This is a genomic window from Streptomyces sp. ISL-66, from assembly GCF_018614135.1.
In the GTDB taxonomy this organism is placed as follows: domain Bacteria; phylum Actinomycetota; class Actinomycetes; order Streptomycetales; family Streptomycetaceae; genus Streptomyces.
Window position 1 is genome coordinate 1 of sequence record NZ_JAGGOW010000148.1, and the last position, 21,451, is coordinate 21,451.

Sequence of the window (21,451 nt, forward strand, 5' to 3'; positions counted from 1 at the left end):
GGCCACAGGCCCGGCCACGGCCCCGGCCGCCGCGGGTCCCGCGCTCGTGCACTGGCTGCGCGTCCCGCGCCCCGCCGCCGGTCCCGGTGTCTGGCGCCACGCCTACGTCCCGCCCGCGCCCCGGCCCGAGGTGGCCGACGCCTCCCTGCTCAAGCGGGTCGGGATCTCGCTCGTCCTCTGCTTCGTGCTCTGGCGGCTCTTCGTCGCCGGGTCGCTGCCCCTCGTGGGAGTACCGCTCGACCTCTTCACCCCCGAGGACTGGTGGACCCACGGGCTGCGACGGGAGCCGGTGGACCACCGGGGCCTGGCCGCGACCGAGCTCTACGAGCTGCTGGTCACCCTCGGGATGGTCTACGGGTTCGCGCGGGCCGGGGGCTGGCGCACCGCCTTCGACCGGCTGGTCGCCGCCCGCGGGCCCTGGTACCGCGCGCTCGGCGCCCTGGTCGGCGCCCTGGTCGTGACCCTGCTCATCGTGAGCGAGACCCTGCCGGCCTACCCGCTCGCCTTCGCCCACCTGCCGTACGCGGAACTCGGCGGGGCGGCCGGCTCCGCCGTCACCTACCTCCTCTACGCGGTGATCTACCTCCCCCTCATCCTCTTCTTCGGACGGCTCGGCGACTGGACCGGACTGGTCCACGGAGTCGTCAACGGCTCCGGCGCCGGTGCCGGAGCGGGCACGGACACCCGTACCGGCCCGGCCGCCCCGGCCGCCGCCCCGGCCCTGCCGCTCCCGGGCGGCCCCGAGGATCCCGCCGGCTGGCCACAGCTGCGCGCCGCCGGCCTCGGGGAAGCCGCCGACCGGCTGGCCGCCGAGGCCGCCGCCGGGCGCATGAACGACGTCGACCACGTGCGCATCCGGCGGGCCTGGGATTCCGTCCTGGTGGACCCCACCCGCCGCACCGCCTTCGCCCAGGCCGTACGGGACAAGGGCGCCGCCGCCTGCGGCCACCCTTCCGGAGCCCGCGACCTGCCCGCCCGCGCCGCCCGCCACGACCTGGCCGTCGCCCAGGTCCGGCTCGGCGCGGTCACCGACGCGGAGCCCAATCCCCGCGAACGCCGCGGGACCGGGCTGGCCCTGGACCCCGGAGTCCTGGGCACCTCGATGCTCGCCGTCGGGCCCTCGGGAGCGGGCAAGACCACCCGCCTGGTCCGGCCCGTCGTCGAATCGCTGATGCTCCAGGCCCTGGCCGGCGAGGCCGCCGTGATCGCCGTCGCGGCCGCCGGCGCCCCGCTCGGACCCGACGAGGCCTACGACATCGTCGTACGCCTCGGCGATCCGGCGTCCGTCCACGACCTCGACCTCTACGGCGGCGCCACCGACCCCGACGAGGCGGCCTCCCTCCTCGCCGAGGCCTTCGTGGGCGATGTGCCCGGCCTGGACGTACGCCGCTCCGCGACCGCCCTCGCCCAGCTGATCGGCCCCTTCCGGGCCGCCCACGACCGCTTCCCCACCGTGCCCGAGCTGCGCGAACTGCTGGACGGGGTACCGGCCGCGCTCGGCGCGCTGCGCCAGGCGCTGGAGAACGCCGGACGCCCGGCCATGCTGCGCGAGCTCGACGCCCGGACCCGGCAGTACGGGGTCCACGGCGACCCCGGCCCCGTCCTGGCGGACCGCGTCGCGCTCCTCGACCGGCCCGCCTTCCACGGCTTCTTCGACACCACGGGCGCCGGGCGGCCCTTCTCCCCGCGCGCCCTCGAACACCCCATCCGGGTCCGCGTGGACCTCCCCGAGCGCGGCCACGCCGACGCCTCCCGGCTGCTGGCCCGGCTGCTGCTCGCCCAGTTCAACGCCTCGGTCGCGGCGCGCACCGACCGCTCGCTCTTCGCCTTCCTCGCCTTCGACGACGCCTCGCGGACCCTCACGCCCGAGGCCGTGCGCGGGGTGCAGCGGCTCCGCTCGGCGAACGCGGGAGTCCTGCTCACGCTGCGCACCCTGGACGACGTACCGGAACCGCTGCGCACCCCGCTGTTCGGGGCGGTCGGCTGCCGGGTCGCCTTCTCCGGGGTGACGACCTGGGACGGCAAGTGGTTCGCCGACGCCTGGGGCACCGAGCTGGTCGAGACGCGGGACGTCACGAGCCGCACGGTCTACGCCGACCGGCCCATGACCCGGTTCCTGCACGCGCTGCGCAAGCTGCTCACCGGCAAGGCGGTCACCACGGACGCGGTCACCGTGCGGCAGGTGGAACGCGAGCGCTGGTCGGCCTCCGCCCTCGCCAACACCGTGCCCCCCGGCCACGCCGTCCTGTCCCTCACCTCCGTCCGCGGCGAGCGGGCCGCCCCGCTGCTGGTGCGGCTCGGCGGGGCGGGCTGACCCGGCCGGAGCGGGCCGATCGCGCCGCGCCGACCCGACCGAGCTGAACCGACCCGGACGGGGTGGCAGAATCGAGGAGAGCTCTTCATACGACACGGCGAAATCCTCAGTGGCCTCCCACGGCGAGAATCCTCCGTCGGCACCTCGCCGCCACCCCTCCTCCCGCTAAGGCCCCCGGTATCCATGCCGCTCACCCTCGCCTCACTCGTCCAGCACTCGGCGCTCAAACTCAGCGTCCGGGCCGGGGAGAGCCGCCTCGACACCCCCGTGCGCTGGGCCCACGTCAGCGAGCTCGCCGATCCCGTCCCCTACATGGAGGGCGGTGAGCTGCTCCTCATCACCGCGATGAAACTGGACGCCGAGGACCCCGAGGAAATGCGCCGCTACGTGCGCAGGCTCGCGGCGGCCGGAGTCGTCGGCATCGGCTTCGCCATCGGCGTCAACTACGACGCCGTACCCGAGGCCCTGGTCGAGGCCGCCCGCGCCGAGGACCTGCCGCTGCTGGAGGTGCCCCGGCGGACCCCGTTCCTCGCCATCAGCAAGGCCGTCTCCGCCGCCCTCGCCGCCGACCAGTACCGGGCCGTGACCGCCGGCTTCGAGGCGCAGCGGGAACTGACGCGGGCCGCGCTGTCCGCCGACGGCCCCGCCGAGCTGCTGACGAAGCTCGCGGCGCACGTGCACGGCTGGGCCGCCCTCTACGACACCTCCGGCGCGGTCGTCGCCGCCGCCCCCGACTGGGCCGCGCGCCGGGCGGCCCGGCTGACCCCCGACGTGGAGCGGCTGCGGGAACGGCCGGCCCCGGCCAGCGCGGTGGTCGGGGGCTCGGAGGACCGGGTCGAGCTCCAGTCCCTGGGCACGGGGCGCCGCGCGCGCGGCGCCCTCGCCGTCGGCACCGGAGCCCCCCTCGGCACGGCCGAGCGGTACGCGGTCCATTCGGCGGTGGCGCTCCTGACCCTCACCACGGAACGCTCCCGCTCTCTGCACGACGCAGAGTCCCGGCTCGGCGCGGCCGTGCTCCGCATGCTGCTCGCGGGGCAGGCGGAGCACGCGCAGACCGTGGCCGGAGACCTGTACGGGGCCCTGCTGGACTCCCCCTTCCGGATCCTGGTGGCGGAGCCGGCGCTGGCGGGCACCGCGCAGCCCGAGGGCCTGGCCCAGCTGGCCGACGCGGTGGAATCGGCGGCGGCGCGCACGGGGGAGAGCCTGCTGGTGGTGCCCGAGCCGGGACGGCTCCTCGTGCTCGCGGCCGACGGGGGCTCGGCGGTGCGGGCGTGCACCGAACACGCGGAGGCGCTGGAATCGCGGCGCGGCCGGGACTCGGCGGAACCGGAGCCGGACGAGCTGGTCCTGGGCCTGTCGGCGCCCGCGGTGGCCTCCGGGGTGGCGGCCGCCTTCAAACAGGCGGACCAGGCCCTGGCCGTCGCCCGGCGGCGCGGCCGCCCGATGGTCGAGCACGACGACCTGGCGGCGGGCTCGGTCCTGCCGCTGCTGGCCGACGACGCGGTACGGGCCTTCGCGGACGGCACGCTGCGGGCGCTGCGCGACCACGACGCGAAGGGCCGGGGCGACCTGGTGGCCTCGCTCCAGGCGTGGCTCTCCCGGCACGGCCAGTGGGACGCGGCGGCGGCGGACCTCGGCGTCCACCGCCACACGCTGCGCTACCGGATGCGTCGCGTCGAGGAGATCCTCGGCCGCTCCCTGGACGACCCGGACGTCCGCATGGAGCTCTGGCTGGCGCTCAAGGCCACCTCGGCCCCCTAACGGCGCGGCGCCCGGCCCGACACTGACAAACCGGCGCGCCGCGCGGAGCACGTACTCCACGCCGGACAAACCCCGAATCCCCGGCGGAGTCCTACCGTGGAGGTGACAAGGACCCACCGCACACACTCCGAAGGGCCGGGATCAGCATGACTTCCACCCACGCCTTCTGGCTCGCCGGCCGCCAGGCCACCGGCGACGACAGCTTCGACGTCCACTCCCCGTGGGACGGCCGCCTCGTCGGTACCGTCAGCGTCCCCACCGACGCCCAGGTCGAAGAGGCCGTGGCCGCCGCGTACGCCGTGACGGCGGAGTTCTCGGCGACCCCCGCCCACGTACGGGCCGAGGCCCTGGCCCACGTCTCCCGGCGGCTCGTCGAGCGCACGGAGGAGATCGCCCTGCTGATCTCGGCCGAGAACGGCAAGCCGATCAAGTGGGCCCGCGGTGAGGTCGGCCGTGCGGTGTCCGTGTTCCGCTTCGCCGCCGAAGAGGCCCGCCGCTTCAACGGCGGAGAGGCCCAGCGCCTGGACACCGACGCCGGCGGCGTCGGCCGCCTCGCCCTGACCCGCCGCTTCGTCAAGGGTCCGGTCCTCGGCATCGCGCCGTTCAACTTCCCGCTGAACCTGTGCGCCCACAAGGTGGCCCCCGCCATCGCCGTCGGCGCGCCGATCATCCTGAAGCCGGCCCCGGCCACCCCGCTCTCCGGTCTGATCATCGGTGAGCTGCTGGCCGAGACCGACCTGCCGGCCGGTTCCTGGTCGGTGCTCCCCGTCGCCAACGACAAGATGCCGGAGCTGGTCAAGGACGAGCGCCTGCCCGTCATCTCCTTCACCGGTTCCGACAAGGTCGGCTACGCCATCCAGCAGGCCGTGCCCCACAAGCACTGCACCCTGGAGCTCGGCGGCAACGCCGCGGCCGTCGTCCTGGAGGACTGGGCCTCGGAGAGCGACCTCGACTGGGCCGCGACCCGCATCGCCACCTTCTCGAACTACCAGGCCGGCCAGTCCTGCATCGGCGTGCAGCGCGTGATCGCCGACGCCACGGTCTACGACCGCCTCGTCGAGAAGGTCGTCGCCAAGGTCCGCGAGCAGGTCACCGGCGACCCGAACGACTCCGCCACGGACGTCGGCCCCCTCGTCTCCGAGGACGCCGCCAAGCGCGTGGAGTCCTGGGTCGACGAGGCCGTGGCCGCCGGAGCCAAGCTGCTCACGGGCGGCAAGCGCGAGGGTGCCTCGTACGAGCCCACCGTCGTCGCCGAGGTGCCCGAGGGCGTCACCCTCGCCACCGAGGAGATCTTCGGGCCGGTCCTCACCCTGCGCCGGGTCGAGAACACCGACGAGGCCTTCGCCGCCGTCAACGACTCGAAGTTCGGTCTGCAGGCGGGCGTCTTCACGCGGAACATCCAGACCGCGTTCCGTGCCCACCGCGAGCTGGAGGTCGGCGGCGTGATCGTCGGCGACGTCCCGTCCTACCGCGCCGACCAGATGCCGTACGGCGGTGTCAAGCAGTCCGGTGTGGGCCGCGAGGGCGTGCGCTACGCGATGGACGACTACACCTACGAGCGGGTCCTGGTCCTCAGCGGCCTCGACATCTGACCCCCTCGTACGGCCCCAAAAGCCGACGGCCGGAGCCCACTGTGCGGGGGCTCCGGCCGTCCCCCTTTTCACCCGCTCTGGCCGCGCTCCCCGGTCCCGCCGGGGCCGGAGAACGCCAAGAAGGGCTCGTACCGCACGGCGCTCACGGGTGCAGTAGGGGAAACGGCTGGGTAGTCGCCCGGAATTCCGTGCTGACGCATGCCTTGATGGCTTCGGTGAGGAAGTACCGGGTGTTGTCCGGGCTCAACGCCTGTGCCTGCAGATGCGCATACATGTCGCTGTAGAGCCGCACGTCGGATCGTTTCTCCAGATAGAGGTCGCTGGTGAACCTCTCCAGATACACCACGCTCACATCGGTGGCGTCGGCGAATTCGAGCAGCGAGAACTGTCCCGAGACACCCGGGTGCGCCCCCACCTCGTGAGGGAGGACCTGCACGGTGATGTGCGGCTGGTCGCCGAGGTCGCTCAGGTGCTCCAGTTGCTCGCGCATGACCTTGGCGCTGGCCACGACGCGCCGCAGCGCCGATTCGTCCAGTACGGCCCATAACTGCAGCGGGTTGTCGGGGGCGCGCAGCCGCTCCTGGCGCCGCAGCCGTACCTGGAGGCGTGTGGCGGCTTGGTCGGCGGTGGCGTGAGGCATCGTTCCTGCGATGACCGCCCGGGCGTAGGCGGAGGTCTGCAGCAGGCCCGGGATCACGAGGGGCTCGTAGGTCCGGATCGTGGCGGCTTCGGCCTCCAGGCCGATGTAGGCGCCGTAGGGGATGTCCCCGTAGGCGTTCCACCAGCCCTGTTGGCCCGATTCCCGGGCCAGTTGCATCAAGTCGTCGACGAGCCGCGCGTCTTGGACTCCGTACAGCCGACAGAGATCTCGGACGTCGCGGGGCTTGATGAGGCGGCGGCCGTTCTCCATCAGGCTGATCTTGGGCTGCGAGATCAACAGGTGCGCCGCCACCTGCTGCGTCGTCATGCCGCTGATCTGCCGGAGCCGGCATAGCTCCGATCCCAGTCGGCGCCTGGTGACGGTGGGATTGATGGTGATGCCCACAGAGTGCGTTCCTCCGCTTCGAGAATCTGCTCTGGCGAGCAGATTGCCATGCGCCAGGGGCGGTCAGATCTCCCTGGGTGCCGTGTTGCGCACTGCTGTCGACACGTTCGGTTCCGCCGCCGCCTCTTGAGTCCTCGTAGCTCAGATCGAGGCCGCGCAGAATATCCATTTCCCCTGCACGGCCCATTGAGCCCATTCAGCTATTTGTATTATTGGCCTGTCGGCGTGAATGGCGGATGGTGCGGAAATCGCCGGGTAAATCCCAGCCCTTTGCAGGTTTCTGCGTAATATGCCAGCGACACAGAGACGGTCCTGCGCGGCCGCAACCGTCACTTACGCCACCATCCACACACAGGAGTTGGCCCCTCGATGACGCTGAATATCTCTGGCGCGGCGCTAAGGCGCACAACGCCGGTCTGGATCGCGACGGTACTCGCCACGGTGATCGCCTCCGCCGTGGTCGCGGTGACGCCGACCCGGGCGCATGCGATCGCAACACCCGTACCTCTGGGCACGACCGCCAGCTTTGCCGTGCTGGCCGGCTCGGAGATCACCAACACCGGCCCCTCGGTCATCACCGGCGACCTCGGAGTGAGTCCGGGAACTGCCATCAGCGGATTTCCGCCCGGGATCGTGAACGGTACTGTGCACTCCGGCCCGGTTGACCCCGTGGGCCTCCAGGCCAAGAGCGACCTGGTCAGGGCGTACGACAACGCCGCCGGACAGTCCACGGACGCAATTCTTCCCCCGGACGCCGGAGGCCTGACGCTGGTTCCGGGCGTGTACACCGCCCCCTCCACTCTCGGACTCACCGGCACCCTCACCCTGGACGCCCTGGGCAACCCGAACGCCGTGTGGGTGTTCCAGGTCGGTTCGGGTCTGACGACGGCAAGCTCCAGCAGGGTTTCCCTCATCAACGGGGCCTCGCCCTGCAACGTGTTCTGGCAGGTCGGAAGTTCGGCCACCCTCGGTACGGATACCGACTTCATCGGCACCATCATGGCCCTGACCTCCATCTCTCTGACCACGGGCGCGGACATCGACGGACGGGCGCTGGCTCGTAACGGCGCGGTGACGATGGACACCAACGTGATCAACCGTGGGACGTGTGACGCCGGCACCACCGGCGGGACCACGGGCGGGACCACGGGCGGAACCACCGGCGGAACCACCGGCGGAACCACGGGCGGTCTGGTCACGGGCGGCGTCGTCGCCGGCACCACGACGGGCGGCACCACGACGGGTGGCCCCACGACCGGTGGCACCACAACTGGCGGCCTTCTGGGCGGCGTTCTCGGTGGTGTGACGACGGGCGGTGGCCTCATCGCAGGTACCACCACGGGTGGCGTCACGGGCGCGACGACGGGCGGAACCAACGGAGGCGTAACCAACGGAGGTGTAACCGGCGGCATGCCCAAGCCGCCCGGCATGCCGAAGCCGCCCGGAAAGCCCGGCAAGCCCGGCAAGCCCAAGCCGCCCGGCAAGCCCGGCAAGCCCGGCTGGGCTGGCCATGGCATCCCGGGCTGGTCCGGTCACGACAAGCACGACAAGCACGACAAGCACGACAAGGGCGAACAGCAGGGCCGGCCCGACCACGGGCATCACGATCAGCACGACGATCGCGGCGAGCACGACGGCTGGGGCCGCGACGAGTGATCGCTCCGCACGCAGGGCGGATCGAAGACGGTGAGTCGCGCGTGGCGCCCGCGGCGGCCTGATCGCCCAGGCAGTGACGCGCGACGCACGAATAGAACGGGTGGCGCGCGACGGATCGTCCTCGGTTCCGTCGCGCGCCGCTCGCGCAAGCCGGAAGGAGCGGATGGATGAGCAGTCGGGATGGAAAGGCCGGGTGGGGTCGTGCCGGGTGGCGTCACGTCAGCGGAGGTGAAGGAAACGGAGCAGTCAGGAGCCGGTCCGGCAGTGGAGGGCCACGACGGCGGTCCGGAGTCGTACTCGGGTGATTCCGGGCCGCGCCGCAGGCTGGGAGCGGGAACGGGCGCCGTCATCGTCCTGTGCCTGGCAACGACGCTGATCCATGTGTGCGTGATCTTTCTACACGTGGCGCCGACCAATGCCGTCTCACAGCTGTACAGCGGTCCGATCAACGCGTGGGTCTATCCGCTCTTCGAGCAGAACTGGCGCCTCTTCGCCCCCGATCCGCAGTCGGTCAACCACCAGATTTCGGCGAGGACCAGGCATACCGCCCCTGACGGCAGTGTACGGGTGAGCGGCTGGTTCGACCTGAGCGCCGTGGACGAATCCGCCGTCGAGCACGACCCCTTCCCGAGCCACACGGCGCAGAACATGCTGCGCCGCGCCTGGAGTTCCTACCTCGAAGTGTTCGGCGGTGACGACGAGCCGCATTCAGAGCGGGCCGTGATGATGCAGACGTACCTGCGCAACATCGCGGTGGACCGCGTCACCGCCCACCGGCGCGGCTCCTTCGACTCCATCCAGCTGCGGGTGATCACGCTCCCCGTCGCTGCCCCGGACGCATCAGGCGCTACCCGCCCTGCCGCGCCCATCGACACCCGTTACCTGCCCTGGTGGAAGGTGGCCCCCCATGGAACAGACTGAGCCGACACCGACACCGACACCGACACCGACACCGACACCGACACCGACACCGACACCGACACCGACACCGACACCGACACCGACAGCCGCGCCCACCCGACCGGCGGGGCAGCGCGTGCTCGACCGCATGGGCGTGCTCGTCGCCCTGCTGATCGAGCGGCCGGTCTCCTTGTACGCCGCGGCAGTCCTGCGCATCGGGTACGGGCTGCTCTACCTCATCTTCCTGCTCCGCGAGTTCCCGCACCGCGACGAGATCTGGGGTCCGGGGTCGCCGTGGACGCCGGCGCTGGCGCGGCAGCTGTCCGACCAGGCCGAGTGGTTCAGCATCCTCACGCTGTTCGACAGCCGGGCGTACTTCGAAGCCTGCTACGCGGTGGCTGTCGTGACGTCCGCCCTGTTCATGATGGGTTGGCGGACCAGAGCGGTGTCCGTGCTCTTCGCGGTCGTGGTGGCGTCGTTCCACGTCCGGGCGGTCTTCATGACGGACGGAGGCGACAACCTCTTCCTCCTCATGGCCGTGTACCTCGTCTTCACCGCGTGCGGCCGCCGCTGGTCCCTGGACGCACACAGGAAGACGAGTGCGGCAGCGGACGGCGAGCGGCACGGGCGCCGGCTCCGCGAGTTCCGCCGCACCGCGACCACCGTGCTGCACAACTGCGGCATGTTCGTCATCGCCGCCCAGGTCTGCTTCCTCTACGGATCAGCGGGCCTGTACAAGGTGCAGGGAGTCTCCTGGGGCAACGGGACCGCCCTCCACTACGTGCTGAACCTCGACCTCTTCCGGCCATGGCCGGCGCTGTCCCTCCTGTTGGACGAACACGCGGTCGCGGTCGCCATCGCCGGCTACCTGACGGTGCTGCTCCAGGTCGCGTTTCCGTTCGTCCTGTTCGGCAGGCTCAAATACCCCGTCCTCGTCATGCTGGTGAGTCTGCACCTCGGGATCGCGGTCCTCTTGGGGCTTCCGATCTTCTCCGGAGTGATGATCGTCGCGGATGCCGTATTCCTTCCGGACCGCTTCTACCGGTCCTTGGTACATCTGTGGCCGCGAACCGCCCGGCCGCCGGGATTCGGGCAGACCCGATCTCCGGCCCGGGGAAAAACCGCACTCGGGTCAAAGCCAGTGCGTGGGGCCGACTGTGCGGGGGCTCCGGCCGTCCCCCTTTTACCGCCGCTTCCCCGCCGCCCGAAACGGGTACGACTCACTGGTAGCACCCACCGGTAAGCACCCCCACTCTCGGCGGCGAGGTGAGTCCCCGCATGTCCGCAACACAGCCCGGCGGCACGCAGCCCGCAGGACCCGTACAGCCCACACAGTCCACACAGTCCGCACAGCCCACCGCACAGTCCGCACAGTCCGCACAGCCCAAGGTGACCGAGCGCGAGGCGCGGCAGGTCGCGGAAGCGGCCCGGGAGCAGGGCTGGCAGCGGCCCAGCTTCGCCAAGGAGCTCTTCCTCGGACGGTTCCGGCTCGATCTGATCCACCCCCACCCGCTCCCCGCCGACGAGGACGTCCGGCGCGGGGAGGCCTTCCTGGCCAGGCTGCGGGAGTTCTGCGAGAGCTCGATCGACGGCGCCCGCATCGAGCGCGAGGCGAAGATCCCCGACGAGACCGTGCGCGGGCTCGCGGAGCTCGGCGCGCTCGGCATGAAGATCGACCCGAAGTACGGCGGCCTCGGCCTCACCCAGGTGTACTACAACAAGGCGCTCGCCCTCGTCGGCTCCGTCAGCCCCGCCATCGGGGCCCTGCTCTCCGCCCACCAGTCGATCGGCGTACCCCAGCCGCTGAAGATGTTCGGCACGCAGGAGCAGAAGGACGCCTACCTGCCGCGCTGCGCGACCACCGCCATCAGCGCCTTCCTCCTCACCGAGCCCGACGTCGGCTCCGACCCGGCGCGCCTGGCCACCACGGCCGTCCCGGACGGAGAGGACGCCTACGTCCTGGACGGCGTGAAACTCTGGACCACCAACGGGGTCGTCGCCGATCTGCTCGTCGTCATGGCGCGGGTCCCCAAGAGCGAGAACCACCGGGGCGGCATCACCGCCTTCGTCGTCGAGGCCGACTCGCCGGGCATCACCGTCGAGCACCGTAACGCGTTCATGGGCCTGCGCGGCCTGGAGAACGGCGTCACCCGCTTCCACCGGGTCCGGGTCCCGGCCGCCCAGCGCATCGGCGCCGAGGGAGCCGGCCTGAAGATCGCGCTGACCACGCTCAACACCGGCCGGCTGTCGCTGCCCGCCATGTGCGTGGGCGCCGGCAAGTGGTGCCTGAAGATCGCCCGCGAGTGGTCCGGGGTCCGCGAGCAGTGGGGACGGCCCGTCGCCCGGCACGAGGCGGTCGGCGTGAAAATCTCCTTCATCGCCGCCACCACCTTCGCCCTGGAAGCCGTGGTCGACCTGGCCTCCCAGATGGCCGACGACGACCGCAACGACATCCGGATCGAGGCCGCCCTCGCCAAGCTCTACGGCTCCGAGATGGCCTGCCTGATGGCCGACGAGCTGGTCCAGATCCGCGGCGGACGGGGCTTCGAGACGGCCGAATCGCTGGCGGCGCGCGGCGAGCGGGCCGTCCCCGCCGAGCAGATGCTCCGCGACCTGCGCATCAACCGGATCTTCGAAGGATCCACCGAGATCATGCACCTGCTGATCGCGCGCGAGGCCGTGGACGCCCACCTGTCGGTCGCCGGCGACCTCATCGACCCGGACAAGGCGCTCGGCGACAAGGCGAAGGCGGGCGCCCGCGCCGCCGGGTTCTACGCCCGCTGGCTGCCCCAACTGGCCACCGGGGCCGGCCAGGTCCCCGGCACCTACCGGGCCTTCCACCCCGCCGGCCACCCCGACCTCGCCACCCACCTGCGCTACGTGGAGCGCGGCTCCCGCAAACTCGCCCGGTCGACCTTCTACGCCATGTCCCGCTGGCAGGGCCGCATGGAGACCAAGCAGGGGTTCCTCGGCCGGATCGTCGACATCGGCGCCGAGCTCTTCGCGATGAGCTCGGCCTGCGTGCGCGCCGAGCACCTGCGGGCCACGGGCGACCACGGCCGCGAGGCCTACCAGCTGGCCGACGCCTTCTGCCGGCAGTCCCGGCTGCGGGTGGAGGAACTGTTCGGACGGCTCTGGGACAACACCGACGACGTGGACGGCAGGGTCGTCGCGGGAGTCATGAGCGGTACCTACACCTGGCTGGAGGAGGGCATCCTCGATCCGTCCGGCGACGGACCGTGGATCGCCGACGCCGCCCCCGGCCCCTCGACGCACAAGAACGTGCACCGGCCGATCCGCTGACCGCTCCGCTGACCTGCGATCATCGCCGAACACCGGACGGATGTACGACGCTGGTGGCAGGCAGCGGACACGGCGAGGAACGGAACGATGGACCAGCACAGGGACAGCAGAAGGCTCGCCTGGTGCGTGGCGCTCGTGCTGCGCCACGCACCCGACCACGTCGCCGCGGCCCTGATCGGCCGCCTGACCCCCGCGGCCCGCAACTACCTCACCCGGGACGAGTGGCTGCCCGCCTCCGCCGTCAGCCTCCTGCTCCGCGACGGCAGCGACCAGGACCGCCGGTCCGTCGCCCGCAACCCCCACGTCCTCGGCCGCCCCCTGCCCGGCCTCCCCGGCGCCGCCCGGTACGACGCCCGCCGGACCCCGCCCGCGCTCCTGCCCGTCCTGCGCGCCGAGCTCGGCCGGGACGCCGGCGAGCGACCCCGGACAGGCGAGGCGCCCCCGACGTCCGAGGCGCCCCCGACGTCCGAGGCGCCCCCGACGTCCGAGGCGCCCCCGACGTCCGAGGCGCCCCCGACAGGCGAGGCGCCCCTGACCTCCGAAGAGCTGCTCCTGCTGCTGCGCCGGCACGGCACGCACCGGCCCAGGATCCCGCTCGACGTCCTGGCCCTGCCGCACGAGGCGGATCCCGAGCTGCTCTGGTTCGCGCACGCCCGGGAGCCGCTGCCGCCCGGCTCGGTCGAGGCCCTGCTGCTCCGCGGCGGCCTGCCCCCGCGCGCCGCCCGCGGACTGCTCGACCTCCACAGGGCCCGGTCGTACGGCCGCTCCTGGTACCGGCCCGCCGTCCGCGCCGTCCGGATGGGCCTGGTCACCCACTCCGAGCTCGTGGACGACCTCCGCCCCGCCGGCCTCGCGCTGCTGCTCGCCGACCTCCCCGCCACCCGCGGACTGCGCTGGAGCCTCCCCGAACTGGCCGGGACGCACACGGCCCTGCGGCGCGTGCTGGCCCCACTGGGAGACGACCCGCGCCTGTGGGCCGAGCTGCTGCGCCACGCCCACACCTTCCCCGGCCCGCTCACCGAACTCGCGACCCGGACGGCGGCCGGCACCCTGGCCGAGCCCCCGGACGGGCCGCCCCTGCCCGGACTCGACCGGGCCGTGGCCCGCCTCGCCCCGAAGGCGCCGCAAGCCACCGGGGGAGTGGAGCGCGAACTGGCCCTGGCCAGCCTCGCCGTGCCCATGGAGACCGTCGAGGAGGACATCCGCTGGGTCCGGGGCTGCCTGGACCGCGGGCTGCTCACCGGTGTCGACGTGATCCGGCACAAGCTCCCGGCGGTATGGGCCCTGGACGAGGACCACTGGCTCGGAGCCGTCGACCACCCCGACCGGTACGACCGGCCCGAGGCCGTGCTGGCCGCCCGCGCCGAGGCGGACCGGCTGTTCACCCTGGCCCTCGGCGAGGACCCGGACGCCTGGTGGCGGGCCGCCAGTACGCTCCCGGACTTCGCGGGAACGCTCCCGCACCTTCTCCTGCGGGTCACGGAAGGGGGCTCCGTGTCCAATCGCCCCTGAGTTGCGGCAACAATGGGGGCATGAGCGACCGTCCATCCCCCCTAGCCGACCCGCACCTCCTCTTCGACCCCGCGGCCGGCCGGCGGGACATCGTCATCCTCGGCTCGACCGGTTCCATCGGCACCCAGGCCATCGACCTCGCGCTGCGCAATCCGGACCGGTTCCGGGTCACCGCGCTGTCCGCGGCGGGCGGGCGGGTCGCCCTGCTGGCCGAGCAGGCCCGGCAGCTGCGGGTGAAGACCGTGGCCGTCGCGCGCGAGGACGTCGTACCGGCCCTGAAGGAGGCGCTGGACGCCCAGTACGGCGCCGGTGAGCCGCTGCCCGAGATCCTCGCCGGGCCGGACGCCGCGACGGAGCTCGCCGCCTCCGAGTGCCACACCGTCCTCAACGGCATCACCGGCTCCATCGGCCTCGCGCCCACCCTGGCCGCGCTGCGGGCCGGCCGGACCCTGGCCCTCGCCAACAAGGAGTCGCTGATCGTCGGCGGCCCGCTGGTCAAGGCCCTCGCCAAGCCCGGCCAGATCATTCCGGTCGACTCCGAGCACGCCGCGCTCTTCCAGGCGCTCGCGGCCGGTACCCGGGCGGACGTCCGCAAGCTCGTGGTCACCGCCTCCGGTGGGCCCTTCCGAGGCCGCACCCGCGCCGAACTCGCCGCGGTCACCGTCCAGGACGCCCTCGCGCACCCCACCTGGGCCATGGGCCCGGTGATCACCGTGAACTCGGCGACCCTGGTCAACAAGGGCCTGGAAGTCATCGAGGCGCACCTGCTCTACGACATCCCCTTCGAGCAGATCGAGGTGGTGGTCCACCCGCAGTCCTACGTGCACTCGATGGTGGAGTTCACGGACGGCTCCACGCTCGCCCAGGCCACCCCGCCCGACATGCGCGGCCCGATCGCGATCGGCCTCGGCTGGCCCCAGCGGATCCCGGACGCGGCCCCCGCCTTCGACTGGACCAAGGCCTCGACGTGGGAGTTCTTCCCGCTCGACACCGAGGCCTTCCCGTCGGTGGGCCTGGCCCGGCACGTGGGCGCCCTGGGCGGTACCGCGCCCGCCGTGTTCAATGCGGCGAACGAGGAGTGCGTGGCGGCGTTCCTGGCCGGCCGGCTGCCGTTCACAGCAATCATGGATACGGTCTCTGCCGTGGTCGATGAGCACGGCGCCCCCGCCGCGGGAACTTCCCTCACGGTCACGGACGTCCTTGAAGCGGAGACCTGGGCCAGGGCCCGGGCACAGGAGACGGCGGCACGGGCCGCAGTGGAGGCGCGCGCATGACCATACTGCTGACGTTGATCGGCGTGCTCGTCTTCATGGTCGGGCTGCTCATCTCCATCGCCTGGCACGAGCTCGGCCACCTCTCGACGGCCAAGCTCTTCGGCATCCGCGTGCCCCAGTACATGGTCGGCTTCGGCCGCACCGTCTGGTCGCGCAAGAAGGGCGACACCGAGTACGGGATCAAGGCCATCCCGATGGGCGGATACATCCGCATGATCGGGATGTTCCCGCCCGGCGAGGACGGCAAGGTCACCGCACGCTCGACGTCGCCGTTCCGGTCGATGATCGAGGACGCGCGCTCGGCGGCGTACGAGGAGCTGCGGCCCGGCGACGAGTCGCGGCTCTTCTACACGCGCAAGCCGTGGAAGCGCGTGATCGTGATGTTCGCCGGACCCTTCATGAACCTGGTCCTGGCGATGGCGATCTTCTTCGGCGTCTGGATGACCTTCGGGGTGCAGCAGACGACCACCACGGTCGCCACCGTCTCGGACTGCGTCCTCAGCCAGAGCGAGAAGCGCGACGTCTGCAAGGACGGCGACCCGGTGGCCCCCGGCAAGGCCGCCGGTCTCCAGGCGGGCGACCAGGTCGTCGCGTTCGACGGGAAGCGGATCGCGGACTGGGAAGCCCTCCAGAAGACCATCCGCAACACCATCGGCCCCGCCACCCTCACCGTCCTGCGCGACGGGCACGAGGTGAAGCTGGAGGCGAGCCTCGTGGAGAACCGGGTCGGCAAGACCGACGGCCACGGCGGCTACGTCAAGGGCGAGTACGTGTCGGCCGGCTGGCTCGGCTTCAGCCCGAAGTCCGTGATCGCCCCGCTCAGCTTCGGCCAGTCGGCGCAACGCGTCGGCGAGGTCGTCCAGAGCAGCGTCCAGGGCCTGGCCAACCTCCCCGGCAAGATCCCGGCACTGTGGAACTCCGTCTTCAACGGAGCCGAGCGCGAGGCCGACTCCCCGATGGGCATCGTCGGCGCGGCCCGCATCAACGGCGAGATCGCGACGCTGGACATTCCGTCGGAACAGCGGATGTCGATCATGCTGAACGTCCTCGGCATGTTCAACCTCTCCCTCTTCCTGTTCAACATGCTGCCCCTGCTGCCGCTGGACGGCGGGCACATCGCCGGCGCCCTGTGGGAGTCGCTGCGGCGCAATCTGGCGCGGGTCTTGCGGCGCGCCGACCCGGGCCCCTTCGACGTGGCGAAGCTGATGCCCGCCGCGTACGTGGTGGCCGGCGTCTTCGTGTGCTTCACGCTGCTGGTCCTCGCGGCCGACGTGGTGAATCCCATCAAGATCACCTGATGCCGGCCGGTACGGGACCCCGCGGGAACCCGTACCGGAGGAACTAGGGAGCCGGGCACGCATCGTGCCCGGCTCCCTACGTTCGAGTGGCGCACCAGCCGCGATGCGTGGGGCACGCGCTGATTGGCGTAATCTCGAAGGCTGGAGCCCGCCGATATCGGGACCTCGATCCACACCTTGGGGTTGCACAGCAGATGACTGCCATCTCACTCGGAATGCCGGCCGTGCCGACGAAGCTCGCCGACCGCAGGGTCAGCCGCAAGATCCAGGTCGGCTCCGTGGCCGTCGGCGGAGACGCACAGATCTCGGTGCAGTCGATGACCACCACCCGGACCTCCGACGTCGGCGCCACCCTCCAGCAGATCGCCGAGCTGACCGCCTCCGGCTGCGACATCGTCCGTGTGGCCTGCCCCACCCAGGACGACGCCGACGCGCTCGCGGTGATCGCGAAGAAGTCGAACATCCCGGTCATCGCCGACATCCACTTCCAGCCGAAGTACGTGTTCGCCGCGATCGACGCCGGCTGCGCCGCCGTCCGCGTGAACCCGGGCAACATCAAGCAGTTCGACGACAAGGTCAAGGAGATCGCGCGGGCCGCCAAGGACGCGGGCACCCCGATCCGGATCGGCGTCAACGCCGGCTCCCTCGACGCGCGACTGCTGAAGAAGTACGGCAAGGCCACCCCCGAGGCGCTGGTCGAGTCCGCGCTGTGGGAGGCCTCCCTCTTCGAGGAGCACGGCTTCAGCGACATCAAGATCTCGGTCAAGCACAACGACCCGGTCGTCATGGTCAACGCCTACCGCCAGCTGGCCGCCCAGTGCGAGTACCCGCTGCACCTCGGCGTCACCGAGGCCGGCCCCGCCTTCCAGGGCACCATCAAGTCCGCCGTCGCCTTCGGCGCCCTGCTCTCCGAGGGCATCGGCGACACCATCCGCGTCTCCCTCTCGGCCCCGCCGGTCGAGGAGATCAAGGTCGGCATCCAGATCCTGGAGTCGCTGAACCTCAAGCCGCGCCGCCTGGAGATCGTCTCCTGCCCGTCCTGCGGGCGCGCCCAGGTGGACGTCTACAAGCTGGCCGAGGAGGTCACGGCGGGCCTCGAGGGCATGGAGGTCCCGCTGCGCGTCGCGGTCATGGGCTGCGTCGTCAACGGCCCCGGCGAGGCCCGCGAGGCCGACCTGGGCGTCGCCTCGGGCAACGGCAAGGGCCAGATCTTCGTGAAGGGCGAGGTCATCAAGACCGTCCCGGAGTCGAAGATCGTCGAGACCCTCATCGAAGAGGCGATGAAGATCGCCGAGCAGATGGAGAAGGACGGCGTGATGTCGGGCGAGCCGACGGTCGCGATCGGCGTGTAGCTCCGCCACCGGACGCGGACGCGGACGGGCTCGGGACGGCATCGCCGCCCGGGCCCGTCGCCGTATCCGGCGCCGGCTCCGCACCCCCAAGGGGCCGCGCGGCATCCGCAAGACATGCCGGGTACAGTGCGGAGATCAGCAGACTTGCATGGTGAGGCCCCAGTGTTGACGCAGACCACCACCCGGGTCCTCGAGCCCAGTGATCTTGACGCCGCGCTCGAGATCCTCGGACGCGACCCTGTCGAGAACGCCTTCGTCACCTCCCGGGTCCAGATCGCCGGGCTCGACCCCTGGCGCCTGGGCGGCGAGATGTGGGGCTTCTACACCGATGGCGAGCTCCGCTCCCTCTGCTACGCCGGGGCCAACCTCGTCCCCGTCTGCGCCGGCCCCGACGCCGTACGCGCCTTCGCCGACCGGGCCCGCCGCACCGGCCGCCGCTGCTCCTCCATCGTGGGTCCCGCCGAGGCCACCCGGCTGCTGTGGCAGCTCCTGGAGCCGAGCTGGGGCCCGGCCCGCGACGTCCGCCCCCGCCAGCCGCTCATGGTCACCGAGCAGCGCTCCGCCGCCGTGGCGCCGGACCCGCTGGTCCGCCGGATCCGCAAGGACGAGGTGGACCTGATCATGCCGGCCTGCGTGGCCATGTTCACCGAGGAGGTCGGCGTCTCCCCGATGACGGGCGACGGCGGACTGCTCTACCAAGCCCGGGTCGCCGAGCTGGTCGCGACCGGCCGCTCCTTCGCCCGCCTCGAGGACGGCAAGGTCGTCTTCAAGGCCGAAATCGGTGCGGTGACCCCCCGCGCGTGCCAGATCCAGGGCGTCTGGGTGGACCCCGAGTTCCGTGGCCGCGGCCACTCCGAGACGGGGATGGCCGCCGTGGTCGCGTACGCGCTGCGGGACGTGGCGCCCGTGGTCAGCCTCTACGTGAACGACTTCAACACCGCCGCCCGCGCCTCCTACCGCCGCGTCGGTTTCCGCGAGGTCGGCGCGTTCATGAGCGTCCTGTTCTGACCGATACCCGCAGGCCGGGGGAGGCCAGTAAGGTCGCGGCATGCTGTCAACTCCCGGGGGAGCAGACCCCGACCGGCCCGCCGGACTACGGATCGGGCACCTCGACCTCGTCGGCCGGGTCGACGAGGCCCTGCGCGTGCAGGCCCTGGCCTTCGGGCTCAGCGAGGAGGAGGTCGGCATCCGGCGCTTCATCGTGCAGCGCCACATGGGCTGCCCGGGCGCCCGCGCCCTCGGCGCGTTCACCGAGGACGGGGTGCTCGCCGGGTTCGTCTACGGCATGCCCAACGACCGCGCGCACTGGTGGTCCGGGGTCGTCGAGCCGTACCTGCGGGCAGGCGGCCACGACGGCTGGCTCGACGGCTCCTTCGTGATCACCGAGCTGCACGTCCACCCCGGTTTCCAGGGCCGTGGCGTCGGCCGCTCCCTCATCACCCGGATCACCGACACCGCCGCCGAGCCGCGCTCGATCCTCTCCGCGATCGACACGGACAGTCCGGCCCGCGGCCTCTACCGCTCCCTCGGCTACGAGGACCTCGCCCGCCGGGTGCTCTTCCCGAGCGCGAGCCTGCCGTACGCCGTGATGGGGGCCCCGCTCCCGCTGCGCAGGCCCTGACCGGCGGCCGGGCGGGGTCCGATTACCGTTTCCCGGGCCCGGGCAGCCCCTTGTAGCCTCTCGACATGTCGACGCAACAAGTGCAGCGTATGTCCCGTCTCCTGGCCAAGACCCTCCGCGAGGACCCGGCCGACGCCGAGACCCTCAGCCACCGCCTCCTCGTCCGGGCCGGCTACGTCCGGCGCAGCTCCGCCGGCGTGTGGACCTGGCTGCCGCTCGGCAAGCGGGTGCTGGACAACGTCTCGCGCGTCGTCCGCGAGGAGATGGACGCGATCGGCGCCCAGGAGGTGCTGCTCCCGGCGCTGCTGCCCAGGGAGCCGTACGAGGTGAGCGGGCGCTGGTCGCAGTACGGGGACCTGCTGTTCCGGCTCAAGGACCGCAAGGGCGCGGACTACCTGCTCGGCCCCACCCACGAGGAGATCTTCACCCTGCTGGTGAAGGACCAGTGCACGTCGTACAAGGACCTGCCGGTCATGCTCTACCAGATCCAGACCAAGTACCGGGACGAGGCGCGGCCCCGGTCGGGCGTCCTGCGCGGCCGCGAGTTCCAGATGAAGGACTCGTACTCCTTCGACGTGTCGGACGAGGGCCTGGCGGAGTCCTACGCCCTCCACCGCGCGGCCTACCGGCGGATCTTCGAGCGGCTCGGCCTCGACCACCGGATCGTCTCGGCGGTGTCGGGCGCGATGGGCGGTTCGGCCTCGGAGGAGTTCCTGGCCCCGGCGGAGGCGGGCGAGGACACCTTCGCGGACTGCCCGGCCTGCGAGTACGCGGCGAACACGGAGGCGGTGACCTTCGCGCTGACCCCGGCCCGGGCGGACCACGCGCCGCTGGAGGAGATCCCGACCCCCGACACCCCGACCATCGAGAGCCTGGCGGCGCACCTCGGCGTCCCCGCCTCGGCGACGCTGAAGAACCTCCTCGTCAAGGTGGACGGGGAGATCGTCGCCGTCGGCGTGCCGGGCGACCGGGAGGTCGACCTCGGCAAGCTCGGCGAGCAACTGGGCCCCGCCGTCGTGGAGCTGGTGACGGCGCAGGACTTCACCGAACGGCCCGACCTGGTACGGGGCTACGTGGGCCCGCAGGGCCTGGAGAAGGTCCGCTACCTGGCCGACCCCCGCATCGCGCCGGGCACTTCGTGGGTGACGGGGGCCAACAAGGCGGACACGCACGCCCGCAACGTGGTCTGCGGGCGGGACTTCGAAGTGGACCGCTACCTGGACGTGGTGGTCGTCGAGGCGGGCGACCCCTGCCCCTCGTGCGGCGCGGGCCTGCGGCTGGACCGGGCGATCGAGATCGGGCACATCTTCCAGCTGGGCCGCAAGTACGCCGACGCCTTCGGGCTCGACGTCCTCGGCAAGGAGGGCAAGCCGGTCCGGGTCACGATGGGCTCGTACGGGATCGGAGTCTCCCGGGCGGTGGCCGCGCTGGCCGAGCAGACGGCGGACGAGCGGGGCCTGTGCTGGCCCGCCTCCGTGGCTCCCGCGGACGTGCACGTGGTGGCGGCCGGGAAGGCGGTGCCGCTGGCGCTGGCGGAGCGGGCTGCCGGGGCGCTGGCCGCCGTGGGCCTGCGGGTCCTGCTGGACGACCGCCCGGGTCTGTCCCCCGGCGTGAAGCTCACGGACGCGGAGCTGATCGGCGTCCCGTGGATCCTGGTCGCCGGCCGCCGCTCGGCGGAGTCGGTGGTCGAGCTCCAGAACCGGGCGACGGGCACCCGGGAGGAACTCCCGCTCGACCAGGCCCTCGCCCGCTTGACGTAACCGCGTGCGGTGCCCCCCGCAGGGCAATTTCAGCCCCGCCCGCGTTTGAGGCGCGGGTCCGGG

At 72.0% G+C, this 21,451-nt stretch carries 15 protein-coding genes; 14 read left to right on the forward strand and 1 reads right to left on the reverse strand.

From position 1 onward, the window contains the following. Positions 1–184: 184 nt before the first annotated feature. The 3 genes from J7E97_RS26890 (at position 185) to J7E97_RS26900 (ending at position 5,667) form a co-directional block, all read left to right on the forward strand. A complete protein-coding gene (locus J7E97_RS26890) occupies positions 185–2,314 on the forward strand; it encodes an ATP/GTP-binding protein (protein WP_374224244.1) in 2,130 nt (709 codons plus the stop codon). Between the two features lie 183 nt (positions 2,315–2,497). Further along, entirely contained in the window at positions 2,498–4,075 is a 1,578-nt protein-coding gene (locus tag J7E97_RS26895; protein ID WP_215032305.1) for a PucR family transcriptional regulator, read from the forward strand. A gap of 146 nt (positions 4,076–4,221) precedes the next feature. Continuing rightward, the gene (locus J7E97_RS26900) at positions 4,222–5,667 is read left to right on the forward strand and encodes an aldehyde dehydrogenase family protein (protein ID WP_215032308.1); all 1,446 of its coding nucleotides are present in this window, start codon (positions 4,222–4,224) and stop codon (positions 5,665–5,667) included. 142 nt (positions 5,668–5,809) lie between these two features. On the opposite strand, the gene J7E97_RS26905 is transcribed toward J7E97_RS26900, so the two are convergent. Next, positions 5,810–6,712 carry a helix-turn-helix transcriptional regulator gene (locus J7E97_RS26905; RefSeq protein ID WP_215032311.1) on the reverse strand — a complete coding sequence of 301 codons (903 nt, stop codon included), beginning with the start codon at positions 6,710–6,712 and terminating at the stop codon, positions 5,810–5,812. Positions 6,713–7,081: 369 nt separating this feature from the next. Between J7E97_RS26905 and J7E97_RS26910 the strand changes: the two genes are divergently transcribed. From J7E97_RS26910 to J7E97_RS26960, 11 genes are all read left to right on the forward strand, one after another. Then, positions 7,082–8,368 (forward strand): ice-binding family protein, encoded by a 1,287-nt coding sequence (locus tag J7E97_RS26910; RefSeq protein WP_215032313.1) that lies wholly within the window; start codon positions 7,082–7,084, stop codon positions 8,366–8,368. Positions 8,369–8,632: 264 nt separating this feature from the next. Then, positions 8,633–9,289, forward strand: coding sequence for a DUF5819 family protein (locus J7E97_RS26915; protein ID WP_308346815.1), 657 nt, complete (start codon positions 8,633–8,635; stop codon positions 9,287–9,289). A 127-nt stretch (positions 9,290–9,416) separates the two neighbouring features. Then, a complete protein-coding gene (locus J7E97_RS26920; protein ID WP_251055219.1) occupies positions 9,417–10,511 on the forward strand; it encodes an HTTM domain-containing protein in 1,095 nt (364 codons plus the stop codon). 35 nt (positions 10,512–10,546) lie between these two features. Beyond that, positions 10,547–12,571, forward strand: a complete 2,025-nt coding sequence (locus tag J7E97_RS26925) for an acyl-CoA dehydrogenase family protein (protein ID WP_251055216.1) — start codon at positions 10,547–10,549, stop codon at positions 12,569–12,571. A gap of 87 nt (positions 12,572–12,658) precedes the next feature. Then, on the forward strand, positions 12,659–14,083 hold the full coding sequence (locus J7E97_RS26930) for a hypothetical protein (RefSeq protein WP_215032319.1): 1,425 nt from the start codon (positions 12,659–12,661) through the stop codon (positions 14,081–14,083). Between the two features lie 20 nt (positions 14,084–14,103). Further along, on the forward strand, positions 14,104–15,357 hold the full coding sequence (dxr, locus tag J7E97_RS26935) for a 1-deoxy-D-xylulose-5-phosphate reductoisomerase (RefSeq protein ID WP_215032321.1): 1,254 nt from the start codon (positions 14,104–14,106) through the stop codon (positions 15,355–15,357). After that, positions 15,354–16,655, forward strand: a complete 1,302-nt coding sequence (locus J7E97_RS26940; RefSeq protein ID WP_215032323.1) for an RIP metalloprotease — start codon at positions 15,354–15,356, stop codon at positions 16,653–16,655. The genes dxr and J7E97_RS26940 overlap by 4 nt, the downstream gene beginning before the upstream one ends. Positions 16,656–16,849: 194 nt before the next feature. Continuing rightward, positions 16,850–18,007: a flavodoxin-dependent (E)-4-hydroxy-3-methylbut-2-enyl-diphosphate synthase gene (gene ispG / locus J7E97_RS26945; protein ID WP_215032327.1), complete on the forward strand. Its 1,158-nt coding sequence runs from the start codon at positions 16,850–16,852 to the stop codon at positions 18,005–18,007. 165 nt (positions 18,008–18,172) lie between these two features. After that, positions 18,173–19,015, forward strand: a complete 843-nt coding sequence (locus J7E97_RS26950) for a GNAT family N-acetyltransferase (protein ID WP_374224245.1) — start codon at positions 18,173–18,175, stop codon at positions 19,013–19,015. A gap of 40 nt (positions 19,016–19,055) precedes the next feature. Beyond that, positions 19,056–19,628: a GNAT family N-acetyltransferase gene (locus J7E97_RS26955; protein ID WP_215032333.1), complete on the forward strand. Its 573-nt coding sequence runs from the start codon at positions 19,056–19,058 to the stop codon at positions 19,626–19,628. 65 nt (positions 19,629–19,693) lie between these two features. Beyond that, a complete protein-coding gene (locus J7E97_RS26960) occupies positions 19,694–21,388 on the forward strand; it encodes a proline--tRNA ligase (protein WP_215032336.1) in 1,695 nt (564 codons plus the stop codon). The last annotated feature ends 63 nt before the right edge of the window (positions 21,389–21,451 follow it).

Bases quoted from the DNA above. Each gene is read 5' to 3' on its own strand.
- ispG (WP_215032327.1), top strand. From the start codon at position 16,850: ATGACTGCCATCTCACTCGGAATGCCGGCCGTGCCGACGAAGCTCGCC.
- J7E97_RS26895 (WP_215032305.1), top strand. From the start codon at position 2,498: ATGCCGCTCACCCTCGCCTCACTCGTCCAGCACTCGGCGCTCAAACTC.
- J7E97_RS26925 (WP_251055216.1), top strand. From the start codon at position 10,547: ATGTCCGCAACACAGCCCGGCGGCACGCAGCCCGCAGGACCCGTACAG.
- J7E97_RS26940 (WP_215032323.1), top strand. From the start codon at position 15,354: ATGACCATACTGCTGACGTTGATCGGCGTGCTCGTCTTCATGGTCGGG.
- dxr (WP_215032321.1), top strand. From the start codon at position 14,104: ATGAGCGACCGTCCATCCCCCCTAGCCGACCCGCACCTCCTCTTCGAC.
- J7E97_RS26910 (WP_215032313.1), top strand. From the start codon at position 7,082: ATGACGCTGAATATCTCTGGCGCGGCGCTAAGGCGCACAACGCCGGTC.
- J7E97_RS26920 (WP_251055219.1), top strand. From the start codon at position 9,417: ATGGGCGTGCTCGTCGCCCTGCTGATCGAGCGGCCGGTCTCCTTGTAC.
- J7E97_RS26930 (WP_215032319.1), top strand. From the start codon at position 12,659: ATGGACCAGCACAGGGACAGCAGAAGGCTCGCCTGGTGCGTGGCGCTC.
- J7E97_RS26955 (WP_215032333.1), top strand. From the start codon at position 19,056: ATGCTGTCAACTCCCGGGGGAGCAGACCCCGACCGGCCCGCCGGACTA.
- J7E97_RS26900 (WP_215032308.1), top strand. From the start codon at position 4,222: ATGACTTCCACCCACGCCTTCTGGCTCGCCGGCCGCCAGGCCACCGGC.
- J7E97_RS26960 (WP_215032336.1), top strand. From the start codon at position 19,694: ATGTCGACGCAACAAGTGCAGCGTATGTCCCGTCTCCTGGCCAAGACC.